This window comes from Comamonas sp. Tr-654 (assembly GCF_011752915.1).
Lineage (GTDB): Bacteria > Pseudomonadota > Gammaproteobacteria > Burkholderiales > Burkholderiaceae_C > Comamonas.
Genome location: NZ_VWWQ01000001.1, coordinates 1,166,409 through 1,179,375, shown reverse-complemented (window position 1 = coordinate 1,179,375; position 12,967 = coordinate 1,166,409). Strand labels below are relative to the sequence as shown.

The following is a 12,967-nucleotide window of genomic DNA, read 5'->3' as shown; positions in this document are numbered from 1 at the left end:
GCACTTCCCCCAAAACCTCGGCCCGGTCTGGCTGGGTCGACAAAAATCACAACTGAAAGCAAATATGGGGTGGCGTGGTTTTCGATTGTTGGCCTCTCAGATCGCGGCAGCCATGGTGGTATGGCTGCTGTGGGCCTATCTGGTCGCACCCGATGCGACGGTGGGGCAGCAATCTGTGGCGGCCATGGCAGGTGCCTTGATAGGTGGCTGGATCTGGTGGCTGGTGGATAGCTGGAATGGTGCGCGCCTGTTGCGCTGGCTGCGCCAGTCGGAGCTGGGTGCCGTGCCCAACCTGGCGGGCATCTGGGGCGAGGCTGGCGTGCGCATGCGCCGCTGGATTCGCCAGAGCGTGCAGCAGGTGCAGCAGGGCGATCAGCGGCTCAACGATATCTTGTCGGCCCTGCAGGCCAGTCCCAATGGTGTGGTGCTGCTCGATGCGCAGGGGCGCATCGAATGGTGCAACCAGATTGCGGCCAAACAGTTCGGCTTCGACGCCGAGCGCGACGTGCTGCAAAGCATAGGCAACCTGGTGCGCAATCCCCAGTTCAGTGCCTATTTCGTAGCGCAGGACTTCACCCACGATCTGGTCATGCAGGGGCGCGAAAGCACGCCTTCGCGACCGGTCAAGCTGTCGGTGCAGCTCTACGGTTACGGCGAGGGGCGCAAGCTGCTGCTGGCGCGCGATGTGACGGCTCTGGAACAGGCCGAAGCCATGCGACGCGACTTCGTGGCCAATGTCTCGCATGAAATCCGCACGCCGCTGACGGTGCTGGCCGGTTTCGTGGAAACGCTGCAGAACCTGCCGCTGGAGGAGGACGAGCGCAATCGTTATCTGGAGCTGATGGCCCAGCAGGCCGAGCGCATGCAGCATCTGGTGGAGGACTTGCTGACCTTGTCGCGTCTGGAGGGCAGCCCGCTGCCCGGCAACAACGACTGGGTCTCGGTGGCGCAGTTGCTCACTCGCTGCGAGAACGAGGCGCGTGGCCTCTCCAATGCCTTGACGCGCAAGCAGGCCAAGCCCCATGTGCTGAACTTTCCCGACGAGCAGGCGCTCAGGCAGGCCGGAGAGCTGGCAGGTGCCAGTGCGGAGCTGCACAGCGCGTTCTCCAATCTGCTGGCCAATGCCATGCGCTACACGCCTGCCGGCGGGCAGATCGATGTGCGCTGGCAGTTGCTGCCCGACGGGGCGGCCCGCTTTGCCGTCAAGGACTCCGGCCCCGGCATCGATGAAAAGCATGTGTCGCGCCTGACGGAACGCTTCTATCGCGTGGACCGCAGCCGCTCACGCGACACTGGTGGCACCGGCCTGGGACTGGCCATCGTCAAGCATGTGCTGCAGCGGCATGGTGCCAAGCTCAGCATCGAGAGCGAGCTGGGCAAGGGCTCGGAGTTCGCTGTGACTTTTCCGCCCGGCCGTGTGAGGGCCGTGACCGAGGTGCCGGTCAAGACGCTGTCTCATTGAGCGCCTCGGGGGCTGGTCTGGGGCTTGGGAGGTCGTATGGTTTTGTGCAGGACGGTGCTGAATGCCAGGGCCGTGATCAGCAGGGCGGCTGCGCTGCATATCCACAAGGGCATGGGTGTGGCCTGCCAGTCCTGCCAGCCGGGAGCGGCCTGCCAGCGGTAGGTCAGCCAGTAGCCAAGGCCCAGGCCACCACCCCAGAGCAGCAGGCAATAAATCACCAGAGGCGCCACGGTCACGCGGTAGCAGCGCAGCACGAAAATGCAGTAGGTCTGCACGCAGTCCGCCACATGGTATGCAGCCACGCAGATCAGCAGCCAGGACGTCATGGCCAGCACCTGCGGGGAGTCGGTATAGATGTCTGCAATCCAGCTGCGGGCGATGAGTAGGGTGGCAGCTGTCACCATGCCTATCATCAGTGCAAGTTTGAAGCACTGCTGAATCAGTGTTCTGGCCTGGGCTTCATCGCCTGCGCCGCGCCAGTAGCTGACGCGGGCGCTGGTGGCAATGGCCAGGGACAGCGGCACCATATAGCAGATGGCGGCCAGATTGGCGGCGATCTGGTGGCTGGCGGACGAGAGCGAGCCCTGTCTTGCCACATACAGGGCCATGAGCGTGAAGGAGGTAACCTCCACCAGAATGGCCAGACCTGCAGGAATGCCAAGGCGGCAGAAACGGCCCAGCTGTAGCCAGTCAGGGGGCTCCAGCTTCTGCCACAGCGCCAGCGGTGCATAGAAATCCTGGGTGCGCATCAGCCACAGGGCCACGGCAAACATGATGTAGTTGACCAGCAGCGTGGCCAGGGCGCAGCCCACGGCTCCAAGGGGAGCGAGGCCCAGGCCGCCAAAGGTGAACCAGACGGACAAGGGGATTTTGATCAGCAGCGAGATGAGCTGCAGCCAGGTGACCAGCTTGGGGTGACCCAGCGCTTGGTTGAGCGCGCTGTATATGCGAAACAGCAGCGCCGGCGGCAGGCCCCAGGCCAGCACGGCGAGATAGCGCTTGACCTCCAGCTGCAGAGTATCGGGCACATCGGTCCAGCGCAGCAGCGCGTCGGGCATGAGCAGCACTGTCATGCCCAGCACGCAGGCCATGGCACACAGATAGATGGACTGGCGCAGCGAATGGCCTATGGCCTGGGGCTGGCCGGCGCCACGCTGCTCAGACCACAGGGGCAAAAGAGCCTGAAAAATACCCATCAGCGAGGCATAGACACTGATGAAAATGGCCGAGCCCACGGACAGGGCGGCCACGGCCTCGTTGGAATAGCGACTGGCGACGATGGTGTCGGTGGTGCCGAAGGCCATGACGGCCAACTGGCCGGCCAGCACGGTACCCGCATGGCGGCCTATGTATTGCAGCTCACCCTTCATGGTGCGGCTTTGGGGCCGGCGTACTTGAGCAGAACCAGAACTTCCTTTTGACCGGCCAGGCGGGTGATGCGGCTGACCTCGCTCCAGCCCTGGCGCAACTTGCGATTGTGGTCGCCTGCCCAGCGGTCTGCATCGACCAGCGCCCAGCCGCAGGCGCCGGGATCGCTGCGGCGCAGCAGTGCCGTATCCACGTGGGTGTAGTAGCGCACGGCCGCAATCTGCGATCGGCCCAGGCCATAGGTCAGCACGCAGCTTGTGGCGCCGTTTTGCCTGAGCTCGTCGTTCAGCTGTGTCATCTGGAATTGATAGCTGCGAGCATGGTCCAGCGGCTCCATCCAGAGCGTGGACAACAACACCCAGCTCAGCGTGGCGCCACCGGCCGGCAGCACCAGGCTCTTCCAGATGGCTGCGCGGTTGCGCGAAGTGCGCCAGACCACCAGCGCAAACCAGCCGGCAGTGGCGACGAGTGCCACGATGACCGTGGGCCAGGAGATGCTGGCTTCAAACTGCGGGGCAAGGCGCGCAATATTGGCGGCGATCTTGGGCGGAAATCCGGTCTGAAATGCCAGCCAGACCACCCAGATGGCAATCGCGGATGCCGTAAAGAACAGCAGCGTGAACCAGTCGATCAGCGCGCTGATGCTGCGCCTGAAGGTGGGCAGGGCGAAGGCTGCCAGGGTGGCAATGGCAGGAAGTCCCAGCAGCAGCGCGCGATCGGCCGGGGTGCTGCTCAGGCAGGCGGCCACCGGGACGGCGGCAAACAGCAGGGCGATGGACAGATGCGGGTTGTGGCCGGGGTAGGCAATCTGGCGGCGCCAGACCCACAGCGTCCACAAAGCCAGGGGCCAGGCAGGCCAGCAGAACCACAACAGCAGCTGCAGCAGTGCGCTCCAGTCCTTGAGCGAATCGACGAGATGCCAGACCCATTGATCCAGTGCAGTGGTCAGGCTGGCGGCCAGCACCGTGGCGGCCATCCAGGCTGCCGCCCAGATGCGCGCCTGGCGGTGTGAGCGGCCCGGATTGTCGCCCCAGCTGCGCTGGGTGAAGGCGATCACGCTGCCCCCCAGTCCGAACAGCACGGCAAGCGTGGGGGCGCCGCTCAGAGCCAGTCCCAGCAGGCCGAATATAAGTGCTGCTGCTGACTTCCTCGGGTGATAGGCCATGGCTGCAGCGGCGAAGAACAGCAGCGCCGTGCAGCCCAGCTGGGTGACGTAGCTGGTGGTTTCATGCGAGAGCTGGGCCAGACCCAGGCAGGCCACCAGGGCCAGCAAGGCCGCGTCAGCCATGGCGCGGGCGTAGTCGATCAGCTGCGCCTCTCCGCCAAAGGCGAAGGCCACGGGCTGCGCGCCTGGCGTGCGTGCCAGATAGTAGGCACCCCACCAGGTGGCTCCCAGGGTCAGGATCAGCAAGGCGATGAACGGAAGGCGCGCCGCCATTTCAGCGCCGAGCAGCCACTCGAAGCCCAGCAGTGACAAGGCGCCCAGCCAGTAGGGCAGCAGGCCGTCGATGCTGGGAGCCAGACCCGACAGCGTGGGAGACAGCCAGTCGGTATGACCCAGCGCCAGCTCGCGCATATAGCCGAAGGCCTCCATATCGTTGGAGCGCCAGGGGCCACGCATGACAAAGCCGGGAATTACATAGGCCAGGCACAGCAAAAGCAGGGCCCAGCGCGGCAGTCGGCGCACGGCGCTTTGGGCAACAATGGCAGGTGTGGGCTGGTTCACGCAATCAATCCGGTAGCGGCGGTGCGAGTCTGCACGGCCTGATCAGGCGAGAGCGCCCGGGTTCGGAGCGCTTGGTGCTCCGATGATAGGAGCATTGAGGGGCCGCAGGGCAGCTCCCAAAAAGAAAAGGCAGCACGGTTGCCCGAGCTGCCTTCCCAGCAAAAAAGTAAGATTTACTTCTTGCCGAAGCGGTTGCGGAACTTCTCCACGCGGCCACCCATGTTGTCCACCGACTTTTGTGTGCCAGTGTAGAAGGGGTGCGATTCAGAAGTGGTATCCAGCTTGAACAGAGGGTACTCTTTACCTTCGAAGTTTTCGGTTTCCTTGGTGGAAACGCAAGAACGTGTCACGAACTTGAAGCCGTTGGACATGTCAACGAACAGAACTTCGCGGTAATTGGGGTGAATGCCTTCTTTCATGATCTTTCCTTTGGTCAAGTGCGGGAGCCGCACCAGCCTGTCCGGTGTACTTTCCGCATAAAAGCTCTCCATTATTGCACACAATGGGGAATCGGTGCCTGACGCGCCGGCCGACTGTGGTCGGCACCTGCCGTTTGCAGGCCATTGCAGACATTGTCTGTAGGTCTGGACGCCGAGTCATTTCACCAGCAGCGCTGCAAGCTGCGCCATCCGGCGTCTAGGGCCGCAGCGCTCGCCAACCTGGATTTGATGTGGCTCAAGCCCCCGTGGACGGCGGCTATGCAACAACTTCTTCAGCACATAAGATGTTGTGATATTGCCATGCAGCAAAAAGGGGCCGCTATGGTTGACCGCGAGGCCGAGAAGCAGTTCAGTTCCAGCCAGCAGCTTGATCAGGCTGTGCGCGCGATGTGGGCGCAGCAGTGGCAGTCGGTTTCTCCCGAGTCCCAATGGCAGGCCTGGCTGGACTGGGCTGGCAATCTTGCCATCAGTCCGGGAAAGCGTCTTGATCTCGCGCGACTGGCGCTGGAGGAATGGGCAAGTCTTTGCTATGGCGGACCCAGGACCTCAGAGCCCGATCAGTTCTTCAAGGCGGCTCAATGGCAGCAATGGCCATTCAATGCCATCAGTGCGGGCTTTGCCGCTCAGCAACGCTGGTGGCAGGCTGCCAGTCAGGGCGTTGCCGGTGTTGAACCGCATCACGCGCGCCTTGTCGGGTTCTGGGGCAAGCAGTGGCTGGATATGTGCTCGCCTGCGAACTTCTTTGCCACCAACCCGATTGTTCAGGAGCGTACCCTCAAAGAGGGCGGGGCGAATCTGGTGCGTGGCTTGCAGTTCCTGATGGAAGACCTCCAGGCCCAGATCGCAATCCAGCGGCCTGCAGGTTCCGACGCATTCCAGCCAGGGCGCGATGTGGCCCTCACGGCTGGCAAGGTGGTGCTGTGCAACCGGCTGATGGAGCTGATCCAGTACACGCCCACTACCGACAAGGTCCACCCCGAGCCGGTATTGATCGTGCCTGCCTGGATCATGAAGTACTACGTCCTGGATCTTTCCCCGGGCAATTCGCTGATCAAGTATCTGGTCGACCAGGGGCATACGGTGTTCTGCGTCTCCTGGAAGAACCCCGATGCCGATGACGGGGAGCTGGGCATGGACGACTATGTCGAACTGGGCTGGCGTGCTGCGCTGGATGCCGTCACGGGCATCGTCCCGGGCAAGAAAGTGCATGCAGCCGGCTATTGCCTGGGCGGAACCCTGCTGGCCATTGCTGCAGCAGCGATGGCGCGCGACGGCGACGACCGTCTGGCATCGATGAGCCTGCTGGCCGCACAGACCGATTTCACCGAGCCCGGCGAGCTGGGGCTGTTCATCGACGAAGCGCAGATCAGCCTGCTTGAGGCCCAGATGGCTCGGCAAGGCTATCTGCGCGCCGAGCAGATGGCCGGCGCATTCCTGATGCTGCGCTCCCAGGATCTGCTGTGGTCACGCATGGTCGATCACTACCTGCTGGGCGAGCGTGCGCCTATGAGCGATCTCATGGCCTGGAATGCCGATGCCACGCGCATGCCTGCGAGGATGCACTCGCAATATCTGCGCCGTCTGTTTCTGAACAACGATCTCAGCGAAAACCGCTATCCGGTCGACGGCAGGCCGGTCTCGTTGCTCGATCTCAGAGCGCCCATCTTCTGCGTGGGAACGCTTACCGATCATGTGGCACCCTGGCCATCGGTATACAAGCTACACCATCGCACCCCGGCCGAAATCACCTTTGTGCTGACGAGCGGCGGCCATAACGCCGGCATTGTCAGCGAGCCCGGTCATCCGCGCCGTAGCTACCAGCTGCGCATGCGTCCGGCCGGTGCACAGGACATGCCTGCCGCGCAGTGGCAGCAAGAAGCCGAGCGGCACCAGGGCTCCTGGTGGCCGGCATGGAGTGCCTGGCTCCAAACCAGATCAGGCACGCCGCTGGCTGCTCCGCGCATGGGCGGCAAGAGCGGCAAGCCTTTGTATGACGCTCCGGGCCGGTACGTGCTCGAGCATTGAGTTCAAGACCTGAGTCGACCAGGATGCACGACGGGTATTTCTCTGTATGAAACGCCATGCGCCATCCGGGTTTGCGCAAGTCACGGAGTTTTCATAGGCCGTCTGGTCACGGTGATAGGCCGGACGGTCCGCCAGCCTCTCGATAGGCACCACCATCACCATAGGGAGACCGATATGAGCATCCAAGCGACCCCCCTGAGTCTGTTCAAGGCCAATGCCGAGCTGCAACTGCGCATCGCTCAGCTTATGCGTGAGAGTGGCCATCGCTGGCTGGAAGCGGCGCAGCACAGCAGTGCTACCGGCATCAGCGAAACCACCTCTGAGCTGCAAAGCCTGCTGAAGGCCGAGGACTGGCAATCACTGGCCAGCCTGCCCGCCGAGGCGTTCATGCGCAGGATTGAAGACCGCATGAGCGATGCCAGGAGCGCCAGCGACATCGCGATCCGGAACCAGCAGGCTTTTGCCAGCGGTCTGCAGCAAGCCCTGGAGGCCTGGCAGAAGGCCGTGGCCGACGCCATGCGTGCAGACGGCTCGTCCAATCTGCCTGCTTTGCCGCTGCAGGACATCTTCAAGCAGTGGCTGTCCGTCTGGACGCCGCCGGGTCTGGACGCGGCTCAGGCCAAGGGCGGCAAGACGGCACAGAAATAGGGAGACAGAGGGGCGGGGCCGCAGCATGGCTGCCGCTTCGTCGCCGGATGATCTGCTGCCCAGTCATGGCAGGAATTCCGGCTTTTCGGCGTTTGGCTGATCCACAAAGCGCCGGCAGCTATTGTTTTTGAGTCTTCTTGCGAGAAGCTTGTGACTTCGGGAGCACGATATGAGCAAACCCAGCGAGGCCGGCCCATCAACTCAGGGGTCTGTCGATCCTTTGGCATGGTGGCGAGCCGCCGCAGCCTATATGCTGGATGCTGCCCAGCGCAGCGTGCTGTATGCCGATATCGAGCGCCAGGTCGGCGATCAGTACCGGGTGCAGCGCGAGGCCAGGATGCCGAATGTGCTGCATTTCCCTGCCGAGCTGGTGATGTCGGGACTGGAACTTCCCAGGCCCGTCAACTATGGTCTGGTGCGCATTCAGGCGCCTGAGAATCAGCCGGCCGATCCGGGCAAGCGACCCTTCGTCGTGGTCGATCCGCGCGCCGGCCATGGTCCGGGCATAGGCGGCTTCAAGCCGCATAGTGAGATCGGCGCGGCACTGGAGGCCGGCCACCCTTGCTACTTCGTCGGCTTTCTGCCCGACCCGGTGCCGGGTCAGACGGTGGAGGACGTGATGCGTGCCGAGGCCGCATTCATGCGTCGCGTGGCCGAGCTGCACCCGGAGAGTGAGGGCAAGCCCGCGGTCATCGGCAACTGTCAGGCGGGCTGGCAGATCCTGATGACGGCAGCGGTCTGGCCAGAGCTGTTCGGGCCCATCATCGTCGCCGGTGCGCCCCTGTCGTACTGGGCCGGAGACAACCCCATGCGCTACTCCGGTGGCCTCCTGGGAGGCAGCTGGATGACGGCGCTGAGCAGCGATCTGGGCAACGGCCGCTTCGACGGCGCCCATCTGGTGCAGAACTTCGAGCAGCTCGATCCGGCCAACACGCTGTGGAGCAAGCAGTACAAGGTCTATGCCAATGCCGACACCGAGGCCGAGCGTTATATAGGCTTCGAGAAATACTGGGGCGGTTACGTCTTTCTCAACGATGTGGAGATGCAGTACATCGTCGACAACCTGTTCATCGGCAACAAGCTTTCGACGGCCCGGCTGCTGACCTCGGACGGGGTGCGCATCGATCTGCGCAACATCCGCTCCCCCATTCTGGTGTTTTGCTCCTATGGCGACAACATCACGCCGCCGGCCCAGGCCCTGGGCTGGATCACCGATCTTTACGCCAGCGACGACGACGTGCGCGCGCATGATCAGACCATCATCTTCAGCACGCATGACAGCATCGGCCACCTGGGCATCTTTGTGTCGGGTGCAGTCGGCAGCAAGCAGCACCGCAAGTTTGCCAGCGCCATAGAGCAGATCAATCTGCTGCCCGCAGGCATCTACCGCGCCAGCGTGGACGACGCCACGGCACAGGAGCAGAAGCTGCTTCACGATCCCTATCTGCTGAGCATCCGGGCCAGCGACATTGCCGAGGTGCGCGATATCGTCAAGCCCGATGCCCAGGCCGAGCGCCGCTTCGACGCGGCGGCCCGGGTCTCCGACATCAATCTCGCGCTGTACCGCAGCCTCTGGCAACCCTGGGTGCGCGCATTCAGCACCTCCGAGTCGGCGCGCTGGCTGCAGACCCTGCACCCGATGCGCCTGCAGTTCGAGGCCTGGAGCAGCCAGCACCCGCTGGCCGCCCTGATACGCGGCAGTGCTGAATACATACGCGAACATCGCCAGCCCGTGGATGATGCCAATCCCTGGCTGCAGATGCAGCAGCAGGGCTCGGCCGCGCTGGAGCGCTCCCTTGATGACTATCGCGACCGGCGCGACCATATCTATGCCCTGTGGTTCGACATGCTCTACTGCTCGCCCCTGATGCAGGCGCTGGCCGGGCATGCCTATGGCGAAAGCGGGCCGGTGCGCCAGCATCCTGGCACCACGCCAGAGCATCTGGCCCTGATGGCGGGCAGGCAGCGCCAGATCGAGGACGGTGTGGATCAGGGCGGCGTGCTTGAAGCCACGTTGCGCGGCTTGCTGAGCGTGCTGTCGCTGCGCCGCGCCGTGGACGAGCGTTACTACCATCTGGCTGCGCAATTGCTGGAGCAGGAGGCGCCGGGGCGCTGGAGCCTGGCCGAGCTACGCGCCGCCATCCGCGAGCAGACCCTGCTGATGAGGCAATGCGGCAGCGCTGCCATCGATGCCATTCCAGGCCTGCTCAAGAACACGCCTGCCGACACCATACGCAAGGCCAGCCAGGCGATTACCAGTATGGCTGCCATCGATACGGGAGCGAAGGCCGAGCAGCATGCCGTGAAAAGCGCTCTGCAGCAGGTGCAGGCCTTGTTCGAGCAGGCCGCGCTGGCGCAGCAGGCCCCGATTGTCGAGGCTCAGGTACCGCAGCTGGCGCCGGCCCGGGCTTCCGCCACCGTCACGCGGCCCAAGCCTGCCGCGCGACGTCAACCGGCCGCAAGCCGCGGCAAGAAAGGAGTGCGATGAGTCAATCGAGTCCAGAGGCGATGCGGGAGCCGTTCAAGGGCCTGGCTGTCGGCGACAGCCTGCATGCCACCGTTGCCGCCCGTGATGCGAGCACGTTGACCCTGCGCTGCGTCCGCGAGGCCCAGGCCCAGGCCCAGGTTTTCACCACAGCGTCACCGCAGGTGGCCGACCTGTCTTCGGGCGGGGCGGAGCAGCCGCTGGACGTGGCCACCCATCATGGCCTGATCCGGCTGCTGGCGGCCGTCAAGGAGCTGCCGCCGGTGCGCATGGGCGTGGTTCATCCCTGCGATGCGATCAGTCTGTCCGCAGCGCTTGACGCACACAGGCTGGGGCTGATCGAGCCGGTCCTGATCGCTCCGCGCGCCAAGCTTGAGGGGATTGCGCTGGCGCAGGGGTTCGAGCTGCAGGGCTTGCGCATCGAGGACGTGCCGCACAGCCACGCCGCCGCCGAGCATGGCGCCAGGCTTGCCGCCAGCGGCGAGTTGGAGGGTTTGATGAAAGGCAGCCTGCACACCGATGAGCTGATGGCAGCTGTCGTTGCTGGCAGTGCCGGGCTGCGCACCAAGAGGCGTGTCAGCCATTGCTTTGTGCTGCAGACGGCCAGCTATCCACGGCCCTTCATCGTCACCGACGCGGCCATCAATCTGGCCCCCGATCTGTTGCAGAAGGCGGATATCGCACGCAATGCCATCGAGCTCGCGCAGGTCCTGGGCGTGGCCAGGCCCAAGCTGGCCATTCTCGCTGCCGTCGAGACGGTCAACCCCAGCATGCCCGCAACCCTGGATGCCGCCGCGCTGTGCAAGATGGCCGACCGGGGCCAGATCACCGGAGGCGTGCTGGACGGCCCGCTGGCTTTCGACAATGCCGTCTCCATCGAGGCCGCGCGCACCAAGGGCATCACTTCGCACGTGGCCGGCCAGGCCGACATCCTGCTGGTGCCCGATCTGGAAAGCGGCAATATGCTGGCCAAGCAACTGATGTACCTGGGCGGCGCCGCCAGCGCAGGCATCGTGCTCGGCGCCAAGGTGCCCATCGTGCTGACCAGTCGCGCCGATTCGCGCGAATCCCGCATTGCATCCTGCGCGATTGCGCTGCTGCTCGCACATCACTACCGGCAGGCGCCGCCCTGAAATGCATGGCCGATGGCGCCAGGCTGGCCGTTGCTTCAGCCTGTGCCCTGTCGGCAGACAAAGGTACTGCCATGAGCAATTCCGTCATCATCGTCCTTAACTGCGGCTCGTCGAGCATCAAGTTCGCCGTATTCGAGGCCGCCACGCCGCTGCCGCGCAAACCCCTGTGGAACGGCAAGGTACAGGGCATTGGCGGGCCCGGCCCCGATTTCGGCGAAACCGGCGTCCCGCCCTTTGCCATTGAGCTGGGCGCCGAGCACCCCTATCGCGATGCGCTGCGCATCATTCGTGAACGCATCACGGCGCGGCTGGAGGACCGGCCCGTGGCCGCGATCGCTCACCGGGTGGTGCATGGCGGCAGCAAGTATTTCGAGTCCACTCGCATTGATGCGCAGGTCCTGAAGGACCTGCGCAGCTATGTGCCGCTGGCACCGCTGCACCAGCCGTTTGCGATGGAGGCCATAGAGATCCTGCTTGGCGAGCGGCCCGATATCGCGCAGATCGCCTGCTTCGATACCGGCTTTCATCACAGCCTGCCCAAGGTGGAGCAGATATTGCCGCTGCCCTACGAATGGTGGCAGCGCGGCGTGCGCCGCTATGGCTTTCACGGGCTTTCGTACGCCTATATGGCGACCGCGCTGGCAGAGCGTCATGGCGACAGGGCCAGGGGCCGAACCATCGTCGCCCATCTGGGCAGCGGCGCCAGCCTCTGCGGCATGCAGCAGCTGCAGAGCATGGCGACCACCATGGGCTTCTCGGCCCTTGACGGGTTGATGATGGGCACCCGTACCGGTGCGCTGGACCCGGGGGCCGTGCTCTATCTGATGGAGATCGAGAAACTGACGCTTCAAGAGGTGGGGCGCCTGCTCTATCACGACTCGGGGCTGCTTGGCGTATCGGGCATCTCGTCCGAGCCGCGCGTGATCCTGCGCCATATCGAGGAGCAGGGTGAGGCCGGCGAGCGCGCACGCATCGCGCTGAAGCTCTTTGTGCGCCGCGTCGTGCGCGAGATCGGTTCGCTGGCTGCGGCACTGGGCGGGCTGGACATGCTGGTCTTCACGGCAGGCATCGGCGAGCACAGCGAGGAGATTCGTGCCCGCGTCTGCGCCGATCTGGCCTGGCTGGGTCTGGAACTCGATGCCCAGGCCAATGCGGGGCATGCACCCGTGATTTCAGCGGCCGGCAGCCGGGTGCTGGTGGGCGTGGAGCCCACCAACGAGGAGTGGGTGGCAGCCCGCGATACGCTGCGCATTCTTGGCGCGCAACCGTCTTCTTGAGAGAGGCCGCCTGCCGCTCAGGCCTGCGCTGCTGCAAAGATATGCATGAGGGCGCAGGATGGGGCAGTGCTGGTTCCAGCGAGTGCTTAGCTCTTCTGCACTGTCTGCTGCCTGGCTGCGTCGATGGTGGCCTGGATGGCGGCGCGTGCCTGAGGGCTGTTCTTCCAGCAGCTGGAGCCCGTGAGCGCAGAGGCCTTGGCGACGATGTCCAGGGCATTGGCCTCACGCAAATGCGCGAACGAGCCATAGCCCAGGGATTCGAGCCGGCTCAGCACTGTGGGGCCCACGCCCTTGAGTGCAAGCAGTGATTGTCGTTCTTCGGTGGTGAATGGCATGGGCGCAATACTGTAGCTGGAATTGGAGAGATCTTTGGCACAAGCAGGCGGCTTGCGCCTTGTTGCTG

Annotated in this window: 10 protein-coding genes; 6 read left to right on the top strand and 4 right to left on the bottom strand. The window is 64.2% G+C overall.

The annotated features are described in order from the left end of the window. Positions 1-85: 85 nt before the first annotated feature. A complete protein-coding gene (gene phoR / locus F3J24_RS05415) occupies positions 86-1,462 on the top strand; it encodes a phosphate regulon sensor histidine kinase PhoR (protein WP_167003289.1) in 1,377 nt (458 codons plus the stop codon). On the opposite strand, the gene F3J24_RS05410 is transcribed toward phoR, so the two are convergent. The 3 genes from F3J24_RS05410 to F3J24_RS05400 form a co-directional block, all read right to left on the bottom strand. Further along, positions 1,456-2,832 (bottom strand): MATE family efflux transporter, encoded by a 1,377-nt coding sequence (locus F3J24_RS05410; RefSeq protein ID WP_167003287.1) that lies wholly within the window; start codon positions 2,830-2,832, stop codon positions 1,456-1,458. The genes phoR and F3J24_RS05410 overlap by 7 nt on opposite strands. Further along, entirely contained in the window at positions 2,829-4,556 is a 1,728-nt protein-coding gene (locus tag F3J24_RS05405) for a hypothetical protein (RefSeq protein WP_167003285.1), read from the bottom strand. The genes F3J24_RS05410 and F3J24_RS05405 overlap by 4 nt, the downstream gene beginning before the upstream one ends. A 173-nt stretch (positions 4,557-4,729) precedes the next feature. Then, a complete protein-coding gene (locus tag F3J24_RS05400; RefSeq protein ID WP_003053459.1) occupies positions 4,730-4,975 on the bottom strand; it encodes a type B 50S ribosomal protein L31 in 246 nt (81 codons plus the stop codon). Positions 4,976-5,317: 342 nt separating this feature from the next. Between F3J24_RS05400 and F3J24_RS05395 the strand changes: the two genes are divergently transcribed. The 5 genes from F3J24_RS05395 to F3J24_RS05375 all read left to right on the top strand — a co-directional run bounded on the left by F3J24_RS05395 (position 5,318) and on the right by F3J24_RS05375 (position 12,564). Further along, positions 5,318-7,021: an alpha/beta hydrolase gene (locus F3J24_RS05395; protein ID WP_167003283.1), complete on the top strand. Its 1,704-nt coding sequence runs from the start codon at positions 5,318-5,320 to the stop codon at positions 7,019-7,021. 174 nt (positions 7,022-7,195) lie between these two features. Then, positions 7,196-7,669, top strand: a complete 474-nt coding sequence (locus F3J24_RS05390; RefSeq protein ID WP_043005437.1) for a phasin family protein — start codon at positions 7,196-7,198, stop codon at positions 7,667-7,669. Between the two features lie 169 nt (positions 7,670-7,838). Next, positions 7,839-10,157 carry a DUF3141 domain-containing protein gene (locus tag F3J24_RS05385; RefSeq protein WP_167003281.1) on the top strand — a complete coding sequence of 773 codons (2,319 nt, stop codon included), beginning with the start codon at positions 7,839-7,841 and terminating at the stop codon, positions 10,155-10,157. Beyond that, on the top strand, positions 10,154-11,287 hold the full coding sequence (locus F3J24_RS05380; RefSeq protein WP_167003279.1) for a bifunctional enoyl-CoA hydratase/phosphate acetyltransferase: 1,134 nt from the start codon (positions 10,154-10,156) through the stop codon (positions 11,285-11,287). Before F3J24_RS05385 ends, F3J24_RS05380 begins: the two co-directional genes overlap by 4 nt. A gap of 71 nt (positions 11,288-11,358) precedes the next feature. Next, entirely contained in the window at positions 11,359-12,564 is a 1,206-nt protein-coding gene (locus tag F3J24_RS05375; RefSeq protein ID WP_167003277.1) for an acetate/propionate family kinase, read from the top strand. Between the two features lie 86 nt (positions 12,565-12,650). Here F3J24_RS05375 and F3J24_RS05370 read toward each other — a convergent pair whose 3' ends face one another. Further along, positions 12,651-12,899 carry a helix-hairpin-helix domain-containing protein gene (locus tag F3J24_RS05370; protein WP_167003275.1) on the bottom strand — a complete coding sequence of 83 codons (249 nt, stop codon included), beginning with the start codon at positions 12,897-12,899 and terminating at the stop codon, positions 12,651-12,653. Positions 12,900-12,967 lie beyond the last annotated feature (68 nt).

Coding starts and splice junctions, on each gene's coding strand:
- F3J24_RS05410 (WP_167003287.1), bottom strand. CDS start 2,832: ATGAAGGGTGAGCTGCAATACATAGGCCGCCATGCGGGTACCGTGCTG.
- F3J24_RS05400 (WP_003053459.1), bottom strand. CDS start 4,975: ATGAAAGAAGGCATTCACCCCAATTACCGCGAAGTTCTGTTCGTTGAC.
- F3J24_RS05395 (WP_167003283.1), top strand. CDS start 5,318: ATGGTTGACCGCGAGGCCGAGAAGCAGTTCAGTTCCAGCCAGCAGCTT.
- F3J24_RS05390 (WP_043005437.1), top strand. CDS start 7,196: ATGAGCATCCAAGCGACCCCCCTGAGTCTGTTCAAGGCCAATGCCGAG.
- F3J24_RS05385 (WP_167003281.1), top strand. CDS start 7,839: ATGAGCAAACCCAGCGAGGCCGGCCCATCAACTCAGGGGTCTGTCGAT.
- F3J24_RS05380 (WP_167003279.1), top strand. CDS start 10,154: ATGAGTCAATCGAGTCCAGAGGCGATGCGGGAGCCGTTCAAGGGCCTG.
- F3J24_RS05375 (WP_167003277.1), top strand. CDS start 11,359: ATGAGCAATTCCGTCATCATCGTCCTTAACTGCGGCTCGTCGAGCATC.
- F3J24_RS05370 (WP_167003275.1), bottom strand. CDS start 12,899: ATGCCATTCACCACCGAAGAACGACAATCACTGCTTGCACTCAAGGGC.